The sequence below is a fragment of the Sulfurifustis variabilis genome, from assembly GCF_002355415.1.
Taxonomy (GTDB): domain Bacteria; phylum Pseudomonadota; class Gammaproteobacteria; order Acidiferrobacterales; family Sulfurifustaceae; genus Sulfurifustis; species Sulfurifustis variabilis.
Genome location: NZ_AP014936.1, coordinates 3,799,479 through 3,815,490, shown reverse-complemented (window position 1 = coordinate 3,815,490; position 16,012 = coordinate 3,799,479). Strand labels below are relative to the sequence as shown.

Sequence of the window (16,012 nt, the reverse complement as noted above, 5' to 3'; positions counted from 1 at the left end):
GAAGCGCCGGAAAAGCCACGAAGGGAAGCGGGTCGAGGAGCGTGCGCTGCAACGCAGGAGTTCGTCAGGTCAGCAACTTCACGCCGCGCGGACAGGCTTTGGTCGTCGTGCGATCGCGGAAGCCGCCGGCTGCGCGCGCCCAAACAAGACAGGGCTATGAGCAGTCGAGCGGTGGCCGTCCTAAGGCGAAGGAGTACTCCGGTAGGCGTCATAACAATCGGTTATCCGCTCATAAATCGCGGGAGCGTGACGTCCTGCGACAAGCACGCGCCTCCAAGCCGCATGCTTTCTTTTTCGTGTCCGGTCAGAAGTAGCCCAAACGGTTGATCGAACGCGTCTCCACCGGCGGGCATGAGAATTGCTCTAAAACGGGCCCGGGGGAGGCGCGCCGAAACCGGCGAGCCGCACGACGGCGACGGAATGCGACCACCACTCACACTCAACGCCGAAGGCATCGAAAATGAAAAAGTCGCTCACATCCATTCTGGTCATCCTGGGATTCGTCGGCGCCGCCCAGGCCGACCAGGCGAAGTACCCGCATCGCGCCAGGTACAAGCACGTGCCGATCATCGAGGCCGAGTCGCTGCACGGCCAGCTGGAGCGAGTCGCGCTCGTCGACGTGCGATCGCGCTACGAGTACGACACGTTGCACATCAAGGGCGCGCTTCACATTCCGCTCAGCAAGGACAAGCTCCCGGCCGCGGCGCTCGAGTTGCGCAAGCAGTCGGCGAGGCCGATCGTTTTCTACTGCAACGGCACGACGTGCAAAAAATCGTACGAGGCCGCCGAGTACGCCATCAACGCCGGCGTGACCAACGTGTACGCCTACGACGCGGGCCTCGACGTCTGGACGCGGAAGTACCCGGAGGCGAGCGTGCTGCTCGGCCGCAGCCCGATCGCCCCGAGCGACCTCATCGACAAGGAGGCGTACAAGGCCCGCGTGATCTCCGCCGCCGATTTCGAGGCGCGGGTGGAGAAGGGCGCCGCGATCGTGCTCGACATCCGCGACCTGCGCCAGCGGGACGTCGCGCTCTTTCCCTTCAAGGAGGAGCGCGCGCCGCTCGACGATCGCGCGAAGATCGCCGAAGTGGTCGCCAGGGCGAAACGCAGCGACAAGCCGCTGCTGGTCTACGACAAGGTCGGCAAGCAGGCGCCGTGGTTTCAGTACTACCTCGAGAAGGAAGGCGTGAAGAACTACTACTTCATGGACGGCGGCGCGGAGGGCTACCACGAGGCCAAGTTCGGCAAGCTCAAGTTGCCGAAATTCGACTCCTGACCGGAGCGCGGTTGCGACCGGGCCGCCCCGCGGCGCGGCCTGCCGTTGCGTGGCCGCACCCACAGGCGCTATCTTCCCCGGGCCCGCATTCCAGGCAGCGCGTGCCCCGTACGCAGGAAGCCCCGGGGCCAAGGCGCTGCCCGTCAGTCGAGGTCTGCATGAAGGAATCGCTCAAACCGGGACTTGAGCACACCCTGCGCTTTCGGGTTCCGGACACGAAGACCGTCCCGCATCTCTACCGCGAGGCGCCGGAGTTTCAGGTGATGCCCGAGGTTTTCGCGACCGGCTTCCTGGTCGGCTTCATCGAGTGGGCGTGCATCCAGGCCGTCAACCCGCACCTCGACTGGCCGCTCGAGCAGACCGTCGGCACGCACGTGAACGTCAGCCACGTCGCCGCGACGCCTCCCGGGCTCGAGGTCGTGGCGCGCGTGCGGCTCGCCGAGGTGGACGGGCGCCGGCTCGTGTTCGAGGTCGAGGCGAGCGACGGAATCGACGTGATCAGCCGCGGCACCCACGAGCGGTTCGTGATTCTCGCCGAGAAGTTCGGCGACAAGGTGAGACAGAAGCGTTCGCGCGCCCCCTGACCGCGCGCCCGACTCAGTCGACGGCCGCGGGCTCCAGCATGCCGTGGCGCCGGCGATGGGCGGCAATGCCGCGCGCCAGCGCGATGAGGATGGCGCCGGCGCCGGCGAGAAGCGCAAGCGCGAGGGTCGCCACGCTCAGCGCGTCCAGGGCGCCGTGCAGCGAGGGCGAGAGCGCCGGGACGGCCCCGAGGTCGGCGAGGTAGACGGGCATCTTGAACAGCCGGCTGAACAGCACGACCACCATGATCATCCCCATCACGAGCTTCACCAGCTGCTCGCGGACGTAGGTCGTCGCGATCGCCCCGATCTGGATGCCGAACAGCGAGCCCGCGAGGATGATCATCGCGAGGCGGATGTCGACGAAACCCTCCCACGCGTAGAAGAGGCTCCCGCCCAGCCCCATGACGAACGCCACCACCAGCTCGGTCGCCGTCGCCATGATCGCCGGCACGCCCAGCAGGTAGATCATCGCCGGGACGCCGACGAAGCCGCCGACCGCGATCGAGGCCGCGAGCAGGCCGGTGGCGAAGCCGAGGGGCGCGACCAGAAGCAGCGACACCTCGGCGTTGTTCATCGACTTGAAGCGCATCATGGTGCCGGGGATGCGCACCGAGCGGACCCAGCGGGCGGCCGCGGGCAGCGCCTGGCGCGTGCCCGCCGGACGGCTCGACCGGTTGAGCAGCGCGTCGCGCAGCACGAGCCCGCCCACGACGGCGAGCACGACGACGAAGATCGCCGAGACGTAGAGGTCGGTTCCCGTATCGCCGTACACCGCGCGCAGACGGGTCATGATTTCCTTGCCCGCGAACACGCCGCCCTCGGCGAAGATGCCGAGCACGATCCCGAGCTTGACGTCCACGTGCCCGTATCGCGCGCGCTTCATGGCGCCGACCAGCGCCTTCGGAAACTTGTGGGCCATGTTGCTCGCCACCGCGACGACGCCCGGCACGCCGAGGCTCATCATCGCGGGCGTCAGCACGAAGGCGCCGCCGGAGCCGATGAAGCCGCTCACCATGCCGCCGATGAATCCGACGACGAACAGCAGCAGGATGCTGAGGGGGTCGAGCGGGAGGAAGGGAATCGCGTCCACGCGGCCCCGGTTTAGGTTCTTGCCTTCAGGCCCAGGACGTCCCAGAAACGGCCGGTGAAGGCGCCGTGCACGAAGGAGAAGAGAAGCGCCACGGCGATCGGCACGAAGAAGAACCGCTTGTCCCCGCGGCGGGTCGACTGGGCGAGCTCGATGAGCTCCTCGTCGAACCAGAATAGGACGGCGTACAGCGCGATGCTCAGCCCGCCCAGGGCCGTGGCGGCCAGCCGTTCGGCGATCGCGGGCCGGGGGTCAATGACCGCGTTGAGCCCGGGAGCCGCGGGCGAGTCGGACTCCGGGGTCCGCGCCGCTACCGGGGCCCCGCCATGCCGGGCCGGCGGGCCGGAAACCTTGATGCCGCTGCTGACATTCATTGAAGCAAAGGACAATATTCCCTGAGGCAATTAAAATGCGGGACGGCAGACTACTCGAACGAGCAGCGAAACCGGCAACGCAAACTCATTCTGTACGATCCGATGCAGCGCTTCCAATGAAACGCGCGTGCAACATATTCTTTAATGGAATATAAATTCCTGCCCGAGCTGGACGGATGGGCGGCGCTGCGCGCCGTCGTCGAGAAGGGTGGCGTGATCGAGGCCGCCCGGGTGCTGCGCATCGGCCAGCCGGCCGTGACGAAGCGCCTCAAGACGCTCGAGGCCTGCTACGGCGTGCGGCTGATGGAGCGGGTGGGCGGACGACTGCGGCTGACGCCGGCGGGCGAGAAGGTCTACCTCCTCGCGGTCCAGACGCTCGACCGCCATTTTGCGCTGCGCGAGGACCTCCAGAGCGTGGCGTCCGGACAGACTACCCTGCGGCTCGAGGTGACCTTCGCGATCGGCGAGCATCTGCTCCCCAGCCTGCTGCTGCAGTTCTCGGAGCGGTTTCCCGATTACCGGGTGAACTCGCGCATGGGGTACGGCCGGCGCATCCAGACACGCCTCGCCAGCGGCGTCACCGACCTCGCGCTCCTCGAGAGCGCACCGGACCATCCCGACATCCTCGTCCAGAAGTGGATGGAGGACGAGCTTTGGCTGGTGTGCGGCCCGCAGCATCCGCTCGCCGGCACCGAGCTCCTGCCCGTGGAACAGGTGCCGCAGCTCAACTACGTCCTGCGCGAGCGCCGCTCCGCGATCCGCGATACGCTCGACGAGGCATTGCGGCGCATCGGGATCGAGCGCGTGAACGTGGCCATGGAAGTGGGTTCGACCGACGCGATCGTGGAGATCCTCTCGCGCGGGCGCCACGTGAGCTTCCTTCCGCGTTTCGCGGTCATCGAGCGGGTCGCGCAGGGTCGGCTGGCGCGGCTCAAGGTCACGGGCTTTCGCATCATGCGCGTGCTGTGGATCGCGCGACACCGCGCGAATCTCGACCATCCGGTGGCCGAGGCGTTCATTGCGCTGCTGCGGGAGAAGGCCTGAGCGCGATCACCGCCGGAAAAGACGCGGCCCAGCCGTCTGTCCAAAACGGTCCTATTTATGGTTTCCCTTTCCCCGCAGGAGTGGGGAGGCGAACGTGTCGCCCCGAATCACGGCGTGATGCGCGATCCCTGAGCCACACCCTCTCCCGATCCTTTCCCGTCGAGGGAAAGGGCGAGCAAAGGACTTCATCCGGCCGCTAGGCCTTGAGCCCCAGCGGGTCGGCCGGATCCACGCCCTCGGCGAAGGGAAGGCGGCGGTCGATGTTCGTGAGCTGGTAAACCCGTCCGATCCAGTTGTTGATCACCGCCTCCGCGGTATCGTGCCAGGTGTTGTCGAGCCCGCCGGCGAGCAGCGACTCGGGCAGCTGAGGCACCGGGGTCCCGTTGCGGCGCGCAGCGGCCACCCGCTCCTGGTGCTCCTCGAGGATCGCCTGGGTCTGCGGCGTGAAATAGTTCTCCGGAAACGGCGGGTAGTCCCCGATCTCGCCCTTGGCGAAGCGGCCGACCTCGCGCTTGTACTCCTTGAGCAGGCTGTTGATGTCGTACTCGGGGTGTCCCTGGAAAAAGACGATGCGGAACAGGTCTTCGCTCACCGCGAGGTGCACGCCCGCGACCTCGCTCTCGGCGAGCACGTGCAGGCCCGCCTGCTCGAACTGCGCGCGCGAGACGTCGTTGAAGCGCGAGTGCGGCACGTCGAAGCGCGTGTTCACGCCGGCGACCAGCGGGTGCTTGCGGTCGGTGACCCGGTGCGAGTACACGCCCCAGCGCTTGAAACCCTGGTGCCGGCGCTTCTTGCCGTAGCGGAACTCCATGACCGCGTGGGTCGCGAGGCACGAGCACAGCGTCGAGGTGACGTTTTCGTACGCCCAGTCGATCACCCCGTTAAGCGGCTTCCAGAAGGGCTCGAGCGCGAGATCGGGCTGGGTCACGTTCGCGCCGGTGATGATGAGCGCATCCAGCCCGCGCTCCCGAATCTCGTCGAAGGTTTCGTAGTAGCGCTTCACGTAGGCGGTCGCTTCCGCGCCGCGCCGGAGCTCCTTCAGCGTGAACGGGTGCATGTAGAACTGCGCGATCTGGTTCGACTCGCCCACGAGCCGGAAGAACTGGCGCTCGGTGGCGGCGAGCGCGGCGTCCGGCATCATGTTGAGCAGGCCGATGTGCAGCTCGCGGATGTCCTGGTGCAGCGCGACGTCGCGCGCGAGCACGGTCTCGCCCTCCTGGCGGAGACGATCGAAGGTCGGCAGATCGGTGCTGGCAACGAGCGGCATCCTGCCCCCTCAGCGTCCGCGCGCGATCGCGCGCTCCACGACGGCGAGGAAATCCTCTTCGTCCTCGACCGCCGCCAGCTCCTCCGTGGTGACGGTGTAACCGTATTCCCGGGCGATCGCCTCGTAGCGCGGCAGGCGCGAGTAGAAGAGCCGGGGAAACATCCAGCGCACGAAGGCGTCCGGCTCGATCTGCGCCACGTAGTCGAGATCGTGCTCGCGCAGGTACACGGCGAGCTGCTCGTCGAGGAAGGCGTCCCGGTAGTAGAGCGGCTTGGGATCCTCCTCCGCGCGGCGGATCAGCGCGTGCTCGTCCGTTTCGGTCGCCTTGATGTAGAGGATGAGCGTCTGCGCGGCGAGGATCTCGAGAACCGCGTCGTCCTCGAGCTCGCACACGCTGCCGCCGGCGTCGTTGACGAAGTGGCGATAGCCGTAGATGTCGTGCGCCTTGCCGATGAACTCCGGCACGTCGCGCATCGCCGCGATCTCCGCCTGCCGGTGCAGCGCCTGGCGCCGCTTGAACTCCCTGAGCCCGAGGCCGCCCTGTTCCGGGTTTCCGAGCTTGCCGAGAAAGCTCGAGACCGGCCGGAGGTTGTCGACCGTGATGTTGTTCTCGATGTAGATCGAGTCCGAGCGCAGCAGCTCGCGCAGGAACGGGATCTGCATCGCCTGGCTCTTGATGTTGTCGAGGATCGGCTCGTCGAGGTAGCGCGTGCCGATCCGGTAGTCGCCCGAGTAGTGAAACCAGTTCTGGCGGCGCAGGCGCACGGCCAGGCGCGTCTTCCCCACGCCCGACATGCCGAGCAGGGTGATGCGCTTGTACTCCCATTCGCGGAAGGCGGCCGGGGAGAGCTTCATCGGGCGAACGACGGTTTGAGCATTTCCCTATTGTATCCCGGGGTTAGGGGAATGTGGCGAGGCTCCCGCGCCTCGTCTTGCTCGAAGTGCGCCTCTATAATGGCGCGCTCTTTGGCCCGAGAAGAACCTGTATGACCACCGTGATACCCATCAGGCCGGCGGGCGACGTGAAGATCACGCCGGAAAACAAGTGCAGCTTCTGCAAGGGGTCCACCTGCTGCACCTACCTGACCCAGCAGATCGACGCACCGCGCTCGATGGAAGACTTCGATCTGCTCATCTGGCAGATCTCCCACGTCAACACCCAGCTCTACAAGGACAGCGAAGGCTGGTTCCTCCTGGTCAATAACACCTGCCGCCACCTGCAGCCGGACGGGCGATGCGGCATCTACGAGAACCGCCCGCAGGTCTGCCGCGACCACAAGAACGACGACTGCGAGTTCGACGGGCCTGCCGGCGAGGGCGACTTCGAGCTCTATTTCCCGGACTACGAGGCGCTGCTCAAGTACTGCCGCAAGCGCTTCAAAAACTGGGACCGGCGTTTCAAGCCGGCCGCCGTCAATGCTGCGAAGAAGGCCTGATGGCGACCCACCGCGGCGGGTGTCACTGCGGCGCCGTGCAGTTCGAGGTGGAGGCGCCGGCCGAGCTGGTGGTGACCGAGTGCAACTGCTCGATCTGCTCGAAGTCCGGCTACCTTCACCTGATCGTACCCGCCGCGCGCTTCCGCCTGCTCCGGGGTGAGGACCGGCTCGCCACCTACACGTTCGGCACGCGCACCGCGAAGCACCGTTTCTGCAGGACCTGCGGCATCAAGTCGTTCTACGTGCCGCGCTCCAATCCCGACGGCTACAGCGTCAACGCCCGCTGCCTGGAGCCCGGCACCGTCCGGCGCATGACCGTCGAGCCTTTCGACGGCCGGCACTGGGAGGAGAACGCCGCGCGCCTCGCGCCGCTGTCGCGCGAATAGCGGTTCCCGGCCGCTTATCGAATACGCCCCGCACGTGCGCGCGGAGAACGCGTCTCCGCGTCAGCCCTTCGGCACCGGCAACTTCAGCGTGATGACGTCACCGAGCGCCTTGCGCATTCCGTTCACGCTCACGTGCTCGCCGTCGTACGGGTAGCCCCACTGGCCGCACGTCAGGCGGAGGACGTCCGGCTGCCTGTCCGAATGCAGGTTCATGCGCGTCGCGTACGTCTGCACGCTCGGCCCGTCGCCGTTCACGCCCCCGCCCACGCCGATACCGATGCCGATGCCGACGGACACGCGCGCGTGCAGCACCGCGCCCGCGTCGACGCTGTGCAGCAGACTGCGCTCGACGCGGGTCACGAGAAAATCGTCGGGCTTCACGGCCTGCGCTACCTCGAGTCGGCGGCGCACCTCGAACTTGCAGTGCGGATGGTAGGTGTTGATCTCACCCGCCCGCACGATCTCTCCGTTCTGGAGCATGACGCTCACCTGTTCGGACGGGATCGTGATCTCGCGGTTCAGGATCACGCGCGTGCCGGCCGGCGGGGCGTAGTAGGGGGAGGACACGTCGCCTTCGTAGCGCGCCGTCTGGCAGGCCCCCAGCGCGAGCCCGAAAGCGAGGATGAGTGTCAGGCGTCGCATGATCCCTCCGTGACGTAACGACGTGATGCCGATCGCAGGATCATAGCGCACCGGTTCGTCCGCCTCGACTCGTTCTCATTCTGGAATGATTCCCGAAGGCGATGTCGGTCTTGCACTTCGCGGGCGCTTGATGTGATCATACGATCATATAATCATGCGATCGCAACCACACGGGGAGGACCACACCATGCGACCCATGTCCCGCGGACTGCTCGCCGGCCTGGCGGCCGTCGCTTCGGTCACGGTGCAGGCGGAAATCGGGGACGCGGCGCGCGGAGGGCAACCCGAGTCGCTCTTCATCGACAAAGTCCCGACCGCGCAAGGCCAGGCCACCGCAGAGCTGATCGCCAAGGCGCTCGCGAAGGGCCGCCTCGTGATTTTCGGCCACATGGGCAAGCTCACCGACCCGAAGCTCGGCGACAAGGGCTTCACCGGCGACTACTTCATGGCGCACTGGAAGGCGACTTTGGAGCCCGAGCTGATGGGCCTCACGCCCGAGCAGAAGCCGATCCTCGAGAAGCTGCTCTGGGCCGGCAAGCAGAGCATCGACAACAACCAGGACCGTCTGAACGTGAAGGGCGTGGGCTGGAAGAACTTCCTCCCGGCGAAGTGGGCGCGTGAAACCGGCGATTTGCTCAACACGCGCACCGGTATCGTGACGCGCCAGCCGTCTCGCGCCTATCGCCATCCCGCCAACAGACCCGACGAGCTCGACCGCAAGGCGCTCGTGCGGGCGACGTCCGCCGGTTTCGGCGGCAGGCCTTTCGGCGAGTTCGCGATGATGGGCAAGCAGAAGGTGTACCGCTACTACGAACCCGTCCCCCTGATGAAGCCCTGCCTCGCCTGTCACGGCGAGCCGAAAGGCGAGCGCGACATCCTCGGCTACGAGAAGGATGGCCTGAAAGAGGGCGACGTGTTCGGCCTCATCAGCGTTGCCGTGCCCGTCACCGACTGAACCCGATCCCACAACGGAGAACTTCCATGCCCCCGCGCCACCGTTCGTGCCGCACCGCCCTGCTCGTGCTCGCGGCATCCATTGCCCCGCTGATCGTCCACGCGCAGGGCGCGTCCCCGCCGAAGGAGATGCAGGCCCAGCTCCAGAAGATGCCGCCCGAGGAGCGCGAGCGCGTGCTGAGCTACACGCCCGAGCTGCGCCAGAAGGTCATGGCGCTGTCGCCGCAGACCAAGGCCATGATGAAGAAGCTGCACGACCAGCATCCCCGACGGAGCAAGGAGCTGACGCTGCGTCAGGTCATGCAGGAAGTGCTCGCGGACTACGAAAGCATCGTCAGCGGTATCGCCGCCGACAACGCGGAACAGGCGGCCGACAGCGCGAGGCGCCTCGCAGGCCATCGCATCCCGAAGGGCGGACTGCTTCCGTACTTCGCGCTGGACCAGGTGAACGACGCAGACCTCGGGGTGCTCCAGACGATGAACGACGCCGTGGAGGGCAACGCGCTCAAGCTCGCGGTCGCGGCCGACAAGGGCGACATGGCGGGCGCCGCCGCGCGCCTCTCCGACATCATGGTCGGCTGCGTCGCGTGCCACCAGAAGTTCCGGGGCAAGCCGGGCGTATCGGCGAACCTCGTGAAATGACCCGGACAGAACCACCGGTATTGGAGGAGGAGTACACATGCGCAAGTACGTGATCGGGGGCGCGCTCGGCGCGTCCTGCCTCGCCGCCGCGTCCGCGTGGGCGACGAACGGCGATCAGATGATCGGCGTGACGGCCGTGCAGTGGGGCATGGCCGGCGCGGTGGTCGCCTCGCCGCAGGACGCCGGGACGGTGCTCACCAACCCCGCGGGCCTCACGAACCTCGGCATCGAGGAGGTCCGCACCGACCTCGGTTTCGGTTTCCTGAACCCGAAGCGCCAGGCGAACGGCTTCGAGAGCGACTCGGAGCTCTATCTCATGCCCGGCGGCGCCGTCGCGTTCAACGTGAACGACCGCCTGTATTTCGGGATGGGGATGGGCGGGCTTTCCGGAATGGGGGTCGACTTCGCCGACGTCAGCCCCATGCCGGGCACCCAGGCGATCGTGACCACCAAGCAGTTCTACAAGATCGCCCCGGGCTTCGGTTACCGGGTGAACGACCGCCTGTCCCTCGGCGCGGCCCTCAACTTCGACTACCAGAGCCTCGCGATGTCCACGCCGGCGTTCCAGCTGCCGCAGAACCAGGTGTTCGGCTGGGGCGTCTCGGCCGGCCTCACGTACAAGCTCACCGACCGGCTGCAGCTCGGCGCCGCGTGGATCAGCGAGCAGGAAATGGGCGACTTCAAGTGGAACACGCAGACCGGCCGCTTCGAGATGCAGATGAACGCGCCTCGGCAGCTTGCCGTGGGTCTCGCGTTCCAGCCCAACCCCGGCCTGCTGGTCGAGTTCGACGTGAAGCGGATCTACTTCGGCGACGTGCTCGACCGCGTGGACCTCGAGGGCCCGTCCGGGACTTCCACGCTCAACTTCGGCTGGGAGGACCAGACGGTGTACGCCGTGGGCATCCAGAAAACCGTGAACGCCAAGACCACGGTGCGCGCCGGGTTCAACTACGGCGAGTCGCCCATCGGGCCCGAGGACGTGGCGAACAACATCGGCTCGCTCGCCGTGGTCGAGAAGCACGTCTCGCTCGGGGCGACGCGCCGGCTCGGCCAGAAGGTGTACGGCTCGCTCTCGTACATGCACGCGTTCAACAACGAGGTGAAGTCGAACACCGCGCCGCTGCAGGTGATCGAGCTGGAGCAGAACATCCTCAACCTGCAGGTCACTTACAAGTACTAGGAGACAGCCATGAACGTCGATCGCATCGTCCACTTCGCCGCCGGCAGCATGGTGCTCGCCGGGATCGGTCTCGCGCACTTCGTGCATCCGAACTGGGTGTGGCTGCCGGTCTTCGTCGGCGCGAACCTCGCGCAGAGCGGCATCACCGGTTTCTGCCCGCTCGCGTGGATGCTCACGCGCCTGAACGGCAAGGCCGACGCGCGCGGCTGCTGCGGCTGAATCGTCTCTCCTCTGGCGGCGCTCACGCCGCGCTTTTCGGCCAGGGACGGCCGATCCTTTTGTGCTAAAGTCGCGCGCCAGGGATAGGGCCATGCCGCGCACGAAAAAACCCTTCAGGAAGCGAAACGGCCGCCAGTCGGGGGAGGTCCGCCGCCACGACATCATCGAGGCGGCCTGGGACATCATCCGGCGGGGCGGCGTCTCCGGGCTCACCACGCGCTCGCTCTCGCAGGCCGTGGGCATCGCGCAGCCCACGCTCTTCCTGCACTTCGGCACCAAGAGCCACGTCCTCATCGCGCTCGTCGACACGATCGAGCAGCGCCTGCGCGAGGGACTGAAAGAGCTTGACCTCCAGGGCCTCTCGCCGCTCGAGCGGCTGAAGACGGTCATCCGCTTCCACCTGCGCTTCATCGAGCGTCAGCCCGGCATCCCGCGCCTGCTGTTTTCCGAGGAGCTGCAGAGCGGCGACCCGAAGCTGCGCGATCGCATGAATCGCATGGTGAAGGGCTTTCTGGAGTTCCTGACGGGCCTGCTCGCGGCCGCGCAGGCCGCCGGGGAAGTGCGCCGCGACATCCAGCCCGAGGAGCACGCCTGCCTGCTGATCGCCGCCGTGCAGGGCCTCGCTTTCCGCTGGATCCTCTCGAACCGGCGCTTCGATCTCGCCGCGCAGTCGGAGACGATCATCGCCGCGATGATCGAAGGCTGGGCGGCGCGCGAGGCCGTTTCGGGAACGGGCCGGCGCGTCAGGGCATGATGTCGAGAAAGCTCGCGATCGCCGGGAACTCGGCGATGGCCTTCTCCGGCTGCTTCGAGTCGGGCCGCTTCACCGCCAGGACCTGGGCGATTCCGTAGGCCTTCGCCGCGCGCAGCACCGGCAGGCTGTCGTCCACGAGCAGGGCCCGCTCGTTCTCGAACGGGTGCAGCGTCCGGAGCTTGTGCCAGAAACCGGCGTGCTCCTTCGGCACGCGCAGGTCGTGCGCGCACACGACCGCGTCGAAGTGCCCCCCGAGTTGCGTGCGCCGGAACTTGAGGTCGATCGCCTTGCCGTGGGCGTTCGTGACCAGGAGGATGCGCTTGCCGCGCGCCCGCACGGCGTGAAGGAAGTCGATCACGTGCGGGTGCACCGCGATCAGGTGCTCGACCTCCTGCTTGAGCAGCGGGATGTCGAGCCCGAGCTCGCGCGTCCAGTAGTCGACGCAGTACCAGTCGAGCGTGCCTTCCGCGCGCTTGTAGCGCTCGAGGAGCTCTTGCTTGGCGGCCACCGGATCCAGGCCGCGGCTCTCGGCGTATCGCAGCGGCACGTGCTCGAGCCAGAAGTGGTTGTCGTAGTGCAGGTCGAGCAGCGTGCCGTCCATGTCGAGCAGCAGCGTCTCGACCGCGTCCCAGGCGACCATCGGGGTGTCTCGTGGCAGTTTCGGATGGGGCCGTTATTATAAGTGCGAGGATGCCGACCGCGTGAACCTTTATCTCCGTTTCCTGAAGCTGCTCCTGCTGCTGCCGTTCGTGGCGCGCCGCGACGTGTTCGCGGAGTCCCGGATCGCGTTCCGCGTCTGGCCCCTGGACTGCGACCTCAATCTCCACATGAACAACGGCCGCTACCTCACGTTCATGGACCTCGGCCGGCTGCACCTGATCGCCCAGAACGGCATGGGCCGCCTGCTGCTCAAGAACCGCTGGGCCCCGGTCCTCTCGGCGGCCGAGATCAACTACATCCGGCCGCTCGACCCCTTCCAGAGGTTCGAGCTCGTGACGCGCCTGCTCACCTGGGACGAGAAGTACTTCTATATAGAGCAGCGCTTCGAGCGCGACGACACGGTGCACGCCATCGCGACCGTCCGCGGCCTTTTCCTGAAAGGCGGGCGCCGGGTGCCGAGCGCCGACATCCCCCGGGCGCTGGGTCTCGACCTGGCTCCGCCCGAGATGCCGGCGGTCGTGAGTCACTGGAAGGAGCTGACGGCGCTCAAGAAGGAGCAGTCGGCCCGGCTCGGGTGAACCCCGCGTCGACGACCCAAGTCATAAGAACCATGCCGTCCACGGAGATCGCGCATGTCTCGTTTCATTCCGAAAGGCCTCGTCGCCGTCCTCCTGGCTTTCGTTGCCGCCATGGCTGAGGCCGCGCCGGTACTGGTCGACGACGCCTGGGTCGCCGCGAGGCTCGACGACCCGAACGTCGTGCTCGTGGACATGAGCGACCCGACGCAGTACCTGCGCTTTCACCTGCCCGGCGCCGTGCACCTCCCGTACGACGCCATCGTCAAGAAGCCTCCGGCGGCCAGGTTCCCGACCCGCCTTAGTGATGCCGAGCTCGCGGCGCTGCTCGGTAACGTCGGCATCGCGCGCGACCGTCACGTCGTGCTCTACGACGACATGGGCGGCCTCAACGCCGCGCGCCTCTTCTGGGAGCTCGAGCGCATCGGCCATCCGAAGGTCTCGGTGCTCGACGGCGGCCTCGTGACCTGGGTGCTCAACGGCCGGCGCGTCGTGAACGAGCCGGTCACCCGGGCCCCGACGACGTACACGCTCGACGGTCCGGGCCGGGACAACGAGGCGACCCTTGCCGAGGTGCGTAGCGCCGCCGAGGGCCACAGCCCCTTGCTGCTCGACGTGCGCTCCGACGAGGAATACGCCGGGAGCCCGAGAGAGCCGCGGAGCGGCCACGTCCCCGGCGCGAAGCTCTGGTCGTGGGACCGGGCGCTCGACCTCCCGCGCGGCTTCGCCCGCCGCCCGCCGGCGGCCCTGCAGCCGACGCTCGAATCCCTCGGCGTGAAGAAGGACCGCCCCGTCATCACCTACTGCCGCTCCGGCCACCGCGCCGCGCAGACGTACCTGACGCTCCGCAGCCTCGGCTACGATAAGGTGAAGGTCTACGCCAATTCCATGAACGAATACGCAGCCCACGCCGACGCGCCGCTCAAGAAGGGGAGGGAACCATGAACGCCGTCCGGCCGCTCGCCGACCCCGGTATTCCCCCGCAACTGCTCCTCGGCGGCCGCACCCTCGACCTGCGCCTCACCCGGCGCGCCGAGCGCGCGCTTCGCGACCAGCGCGAGGCGCTCGAAATCGAGATGGAGCTCTACTTCAGCTGCTTCCTGCGCAAGCGCGTGTATTTTCTCTCCGCGCCCCGCGACGCCGTCGCCCGCGGCGCGCTGACCCCGAACGTCAACGTCAGCTTCCGCGCCGTCACGACGCGTGCCTGCGTCGTCGGCGACGTGGAGGGACGGCCCGATCTCGAACGGCTGCCGCTCAAGCGCGCGGCCGCATTCATGCCACGCTGGATCTCGCTCGATTACAGGGGGCGCTGGTCGGGCGAATTCGGGTACTGAGCGTCCATTTCGCTGTCCGGGGATCCGGCAGCATCGGGTGAGCTAGAGAAGCTGTCCTTGGGGTTGCGAGCGCTCGCCAGTACGCGCCGCCGGCTGCATGCATCGCGGGTCGTCATTGCGGCCGCTGTCCACGAATCCGTCGCATTCATAGACGATGAGCTCGTTGGGATAGGGCTCGGTCATCGCGTACACCTCTGCGAGATCGCGCCTCCGCATCCACGCCGGCGCCTTCGCGGGCGGCACGATGACCGGCATGCGGTGGTGGAAGTCGGCGATCTGCTCGTTGGGGTCCGTCGTGAGGATGTTGAACTGCATGACGCCGTGCGGATTGATCCTGTAAATGCCGCCGAGGAGCATGACGTCCTCCGGCGTGTGGATGCAGAACCGGGTCTTGATTCCCTGCCACTTGGGTCTCACCGCCGGGTCGGGCCATTCGTAGAAGCGATTGACTGGCACGAGGCAGCGGTTGTCGCGCAGCAGCTTCTGTAGATCCGGCCGGCGCTTCACCGTCTCCACCTTGGTGTTCGGATGCCGGAAATCACGGAACTCGATCGCCCACTCCATCTCGGCGATGTCGTCCATCGCCAGCACGACGTCGACGGGCGAGGTCGGCGTGATGTTGTACCGCGGCGGCCGCGACGGAAGCGCCGGCAGCCCGAGCCCGGACATCAGCTTCTGGATTGCCGTGCTGTCGTGGACGTTCAACCGGCCGCACATGGCACTTGATCAGTGTTTAGGGGGAATGGCGAGCAACCTATTCTGGCAGCTCCACCAATTCGAGGTCACCAGCCAGCCGTATGAAAAAAGGCCCCGGAGGCGGAATCCGCCGCCGGGGCCCGGTTTGCCGCTTTTCCTAGAGGTCTACGGCTGCACGTACGTCCAGCCGCTGCTCTGGAAGTCACCCAGCGACGAGAGGCCGGCGGTCGTGTACTCCACGCCCTCGATGATCTCGGCGGTCGCGTTGCCGGGGGTGAGCGTCCCGTTCTTGAGGTAGGCGCGCGTCGTGTTCTGGCAGAAGTAGAACTTCACGCCCCGCTCGATCAGCGCCCGCACCTGGGCCTCGCCCGGGTTGCCGGGCTTGCCGTGCGCGAGCAGCACGTCGTTCTTCACCACCGTCGTCCCGCCGGCGCTGTGCACGATGGCGGCGATCTCGTAATCGCGGCCCGCCTTCATGCCGTGCGTGATCTCGTAGTCGTCGATCACGTTGGCGATGTTGCCGAGCGCGTAGGGCGGCGCCTGGTTGATCTGGAAGACCAGTTTGACGTGGGTACGCTTCTCCAGGCACTTCGTGAGCGCGGCCGTACCCGGACCGAATTCGGTATCGAGATCGAGCCCGCTCACCAGCCCGACCGGGCAGGCGATGTTGCTGTTGGAGCTCGGCCCGGCCTGAGCGGAAGCGGCGAACAACAGGGTGGTGGCGCTGATAACAGCGGTGAAACGCATGATGCTCCTCCGAGGGTTATTGTGCGTGAATCGCGCAGCGCGTCTCCGTCTGGGCGCCTGCCTTCCCTGGAGTACATCTGCCGGCGCGCGGCGTCGACACCGACTGTGACAAACAAAGCCGTGCAGCGCAAACGCGGGCGCGCGACGTTTCAGGC

Annotated in this window: 21 protein-coding genes; 13 read left to right on the top strand and 8 right to left on the bottom strand. The window is 66.9% G+C overall.

Features of this window, described 5'->3' with window-relative positions; translation table 11 throughout:
- Positions 1 to 460: 460 nt before the first annotated feature.
- A complete protein-coding gene (locus tag SVA_RS18560; protein ID WP_096462627.1) occupies positions 461 to 1,276 on the top strand; it encodes a rhodanese-like domain-containing protein in 816 nt (271 codons plus the stop codon).
- A gap of 158 nt (positions 1,277 to 1,434) precedes the next feature.
- Positions 1,435 to 1,860, top strand: a complete 426-nt coding sequence (locus SVA_RS18555; RefSeq protein ID WP_096462626.1) for a thioesterase family protein — start codon at positions 1,435 to 1,437, stop codon at positions 1,858 to 1,860.
- A gap of 13 nt (positions 1,861 to 1,873) precedes the next feature.
- Here SVA_RS18555 and SVA_RS18550 read toward each other — a convergent pair whose 3' ends face one another.
- Both SVA_RS18550 and SVA_RS18545 read right to left on the bottom strand, forming a co-directional pair.
- Complete coding sequence (locus SVA_RS18550; RefSeq protein ID WP_096462625.1) at positions 1,874 to 2,950, bottom strand: sulfite exporter TauE/SafE family protein; 1,077 nt, start codon at positions 2,948 to 2,950, stop codon at positions 1,874 to 1,876.
- A gap of 11 nt (positions 2,951 to 2,961) precedes the next feature.
- The gene (locus SVA_RS18545) at positions 2,962 to 3,321 is read right to left on the bottom strand and encodes a hypothetical protein (RefSeq protein WP_096462624.1); all 360 of its coding nucleotides are present in this window, start codon (positions 3,319 to 3,321) and stop codon (positions 2,962 to 2,964) included.
- A gap of 144 nt (positions 3,322 to 3,465) precedes the next feature.
- Between SVA_RS18545 and SVA_RS18540 the strand changes: the two genes are divergently transcribed.
- The gene (locus SVA_RS18540) at positions 3,466 to 4,365 is read left to right on the top strand and encodes a LysR family transcriptional regulator (RefSeq protein ID WP_096462623.1); all 900 of its coding nucleotides are present in this window, start codon (positions 3,466 to 3,468) and stop codon (positions 4,363 to 4,365) included.
- Between the two features lie 196 nt (positions 4,366 to 4,561).
- Here SVA_RS18540 and metA read toward each other — a convergent pair whose 3' ends face one another.
- On the bottom strand, positions 4,562 to 5,632 hold the full coding sequence (gene metA / locus SVA_RS18535) for a homoserine O-succinyltransferase MetA (protein WP_096462622.1): 1,071 nt from the start codon (positions 5,630 to 5,632) through the stop codon (positions 4,562 to 4,564).
- Between the two features lie 9 nt (positions 5,633 to 5,641).
- Entirely contained in the window at positions 5,642 to 6,487 is an 846-nt protein-coding gene (locus SVA_RS18530; protein ID WP_096462621.1) for an ATPase, read from the bottom strand.
- A gap of 131 nt (positions 6,488 to 6,618) precedes the next feature.
- Here SVA_RS18530 and SVA_RS18525 point away from each other — a divergent pair, with 131 nt between their 5' ends.
- Entirely contained in the window at positions 6,619 to 7,068 is a 450-nt protein-coding gene (locus SVA_RS18525; RefSeq protein ID WP_096462620.1) for a YkgJ family cysteine cluster protein, read from the top strand.
- Complete coding sequence (locus SVA_RS18520) at positions 7,068 to 7,454, top strand: GFA family protein (protein WP_096462619.1); 387 nt, start codon at positions 7,068 to 7,070, stop codon at positions 7,452 to 7,454. Before SVA_RS18525 ends, SVA_RS18520 begins: the two co-directional genes overlap by 1 nt.
- A gap of 60 nt (positions 7,455 to 7,514) precedes the next feature.
- On the opposite strand, the gene SVA_RS18515 is transcribed toward SVA_RS18520, so the two are convergent.
- Positions 7,515 to 8,096: a hypothetical protein gene (locus SVA_RS18515; RefSeq protein WP_096462618.1), complete on the bottom strand. Its 582-nt coding sequence runs from the start codon at positions 8,094 to 8,096 to the stop codon at positions 7,515 to 7,517.
- Positions 8,097 to 8,283: 187 nt separating this feature from the next.
- Here SVA_RS18515 and SVA_RS18510 point away from each other — a divergent pair, with 187 nt between their 5' ends.
- The 5 genes from SVA_RS18510 (at position 8,284) to SVA_RS18490 (ending at position 11,845) form a co-directional block, all read left to right on the top strand.
- Positions 8,284 to 9,051: a Tll0287-like domain-containing protein gene (locus SVA_RS18510; RefSeq protein ID WP_169924185.1), complete on the top strand. Its 768-nt coding sequence runs from the start codon at positions 8,284 to 8,286 to the stop codon at positions 9,049 to 9,051.
- Between the two features lie 26 nt (positions 9,052 to 9,077).
- The gene (locus tag SVA_RS18505; RefSeq protein ID WP_096462616.1) at positions 9,078 to 9,692 is read left to right on the top strand and encodes a cytochrome c; all 615 of its coding nucleotides are present in this window, start codon (positions 9,078 to 9,080) and stop codon (positions 9,690 to 9,692) included.
- A 37-nt stretch (positions 9,693 to 9,729) separates the two neighbouring features.
- Entirely contained in the window at positions 9,730 to 10,872 is a 1,143-nt protein-coding gene (locus SVA_RS18500; RefSeq protein WP_096462615.1) for an OmpP1/FadL family transporter, read from the top strand.
- 9 nt (positions 10,873 to 10,881) lie between these two features.
- Positions 10,882 to 11,091 (top strand): YgaP family membrane protein, encoded by a 210-nt coding sequence (locus SVA_RS18495; RefSeq protein ID WP_096462614.1) that lies wholly within the window; start codon positions 10,882 to 10,884, stop codon positions 11,089 to 11,091.
- A gap of 91 nt (positions 11,092 to 11,182) precedes the next feature.
- Complete coding sequence (locus SVA_RS18490; protein WP_096462613.1) at positions 11,183 to 11,845, top strand: TetR/AcrR family transcriptional regulator; 663 nt, start codon at positions 11,183 to 11,185, stop codon at positions 11,843 to 11,845.
- On the opposite strand, the gene yrfG is transcribed toward SVA_RS18490, so the two are convergent.
- Positions 11,835 to 12,485 carry a GMP/IMP nucleotidase gene (gene yrfG, locus SVA_RS18485; protein ID WP_096462612.1) on the bottom strand — a complete coding sequence of 217 codons (651 nt, stop codon included), beginning with the start codon at positions 12,483 to 12,485 and terminating at the stop codon, positions 11,835 to 11,837. The two genes, SVA_RS18490 and yrfG, sit on opposite strands and share 11 nt — an antisense overlap.
- Before the next feature lie 61 nt (positions 12,486 to 12,546).
- Between yrfG and SVA_RS18480 the strand changes: the two genes are divergently transcribed.
- The 3 genes from SVA_RS18480 to SVA_RS18470 are packed head-to-tail and all read left to right on the top strand — an operon-like array spanning position 12,547 to position 14,414.
- Positions 12,547 to 13,083 carry a thioesterase family protein gene (locus SVA_RS18480; protein WP_169924184.1) on the top strand — a complete coding sequence of 179 codons (537 nt, stop codon included), beginning with the start codon at positions 12,547 to 12,549 and terminating at the stop codon, positions 13,081 to 13,083.
- Positions 13,084 to 13,137: 54 nt separating this feature from the next.
- On the top strand, positions 13,138 to 14,025 hold the full coding sequence (locus tag SVA_RS18475) for a sulfurtransferase (RefSeq protein ID WP_096462610.1): 888 nt from the start codon (positions 13,138 to 13,140) through the stop codon (positions 14,023 to 14,025).
- A complete protein-coding gene (locus SVA_RS18470; RefSeq protein ID WP_096462609.1) occupies positions 14,022 to 14,414 on the top strand; it encodes a hypothetical protein in 393 nt (130 codons plus the stop codon). The genes SVA_RS18475 and SVA_RS18470 overlap by 4 nt, the downstream gene beginning before the upstream one ends.
- Positions 14,415 to 14,456: 42 nt before the next feature.
- On the opposite strand, the gene SVA_RS18465 is transcribed toward SVA_RS18470, so the two are convergent.
- The gene (locus SVA_RS18465; RefSeq protein WP_096462608.1) at positions 14,457 to 15,131 is read right to left on the bottom strand and encodes an SOS response-associated peptidase; all 675 of its coding nucleotides are present in this window, start codon (positions 15,129 to 15,131) and stop codon (positions 14,457 to 14,459) included.
- 144 nt (positions 15,132 to 15,275) lie between these two features.
- Entirely contained in the window at positions 15,276 to 15,857 is a 582-nt protein-coding gene (locus SVA_RS18460; protein ID WP_096462607.1) for a DsrE family protein, read from the bottom strand.
- Between the last annotated feature and the right edge of the window lie 155 nt (positions 15,858 to 16,012).

Excerpts from the sequence above, each read along its gene's own strand:
- SVA_RS18560 (WP_096462627.1), top strand. The coding sequence starts at position 461 with ATGAAAAAGTCGCTCACATCCATTCTGGTCATCCTGGGATTCGTCGGC.
- SVA_RS18555 (WP_096462626.1), top strand. The coding sequence starts at position 1,435 with ATGAAGGAATCGCTCAAACCGGGACTTGAGCACACCCTGCGCTTTCGG.
- SVA_RS18545 (WP_096462624.1), bottom strand. The coding sequence starts at position 3,321 with ATGAATGTCAGCAGCGGCATCAAGGTTTCCGGCCCGCCGGCCCGGCAT.
- SVA_RS18540 (WP_096462623.1), top strand. The coding sequence starts at position 3,466 with ATGGAATATAAATTCCTGCCCGAGCTGGACGGATGGGCGGCGCTGCGC.
- metA (WP_096462622.1), bottom strand. The coding sequence starts at position 5,632 with ATGCCGCTCGTTGCCAGCACCGATCTGCCGACCTTCGATCGTCTCCGC.
- SVA_RS18530 (WP_096462621.1), bottom strand. The coding sequence starts at position 6,487 with ATGAAGCTCTCCCCGGCCGCCTTCCGCGAATGGGAGTACAAGCGCATC.
- SVA_RS18525 (WP_096462620.1), top strand. The coding sequence starts at position 6,619 with ATGACCACCGTGATACCCATCAGGCCGGCGGGCGACGTGAAGATCACG.
- SVA_RS18520 (WP_096462619.1), top strand. The coding sequence starts at position 7,068 with ATGGCGACCCACCGCGGCGGGTGTCACTGCGGCGCCGTGCAGTTCGAG.
- SVA_RS18515 (WP_096462618.1), bottom strand. The coding sequence starts at position 8,096 with ATGCGACGCCTGACACTCATCCTCGCTTTCGGGCTCGCGCTGGGGGCC.
- SVA_RS18510 (WP_169924185.1), top strand. The coding sequence starts at position 8,284 with ATGCGACCCATGTCCCGCGGACTGCTCGCCGGCCTGGCGGCCGTCGCT.
- SVA_RS18505 (WP_096462616.1), top strand. The coding sequence starts at position 9,078 with ATGCCCCCGCGCCACCGTTCGTGCCGCACCGCCCTGCTCGTGCTCGCG.
- SVA_RS18500 (WP_096462615.1), top strand. The coding sequence starts at position 9,730 with ATGCGCAAGTACGTGATCGGGGGCGCGCTCGGCGCGTCCTGCCTCGCC.
- SVA_RS18495 (WP_096462614.1), top strand. The coding sequence starts at position 10,882 with ATGAACGTCGATCGCATCGTCCACTTCGCCGCCGGCAGCATGGTGCTC.
- SVA_RS18490 (WP_096462613.1), top strand. The coding sequence starts at position 11,183 with ATGCCGCGCACGAAAAAACCCTTCAGGAAGCGAAACGGCCGCCAGTCG.
- yrfG (WP_096462612.1), bottom strand. The coding sequence starts at position 12,485 with ATGGTCGCCTGGGACGCGGTCGAGACGCTGCTGCTCGACATGGACGGC.
- SVA_RS18475 (WP_096462610.1), top strand. The coding sequence starts at position 13,138 with ATGTCTCGTTTCATTCCGAAAGGCCTCGTCGCCGTCCTCCTGGCTTTC.
- SVA_RS18470 (WP_096462609.1), top strand. The coding sequence starts at position 14,022 with ATGAACGCCGTCCGGCCGCTCGCCGACCCCGGTATTCCCCCGCAACTG.
- SVA_RS18465 (WP_096462608.1), bottom strand. The coding sequence starts at position 15,131 with ATGTGCGGCCGGTTGAACGTCCACGACAGCACGGCAATCCAGAAGCTG.
- SVA_RS18460 (WP_096462607.1), bottom strand. The coding sequence starts at position 15,857 with ATGCGTTTCACCGCTGTTATCAGCGCCACCACCCTGTTGTTCGCCGCT.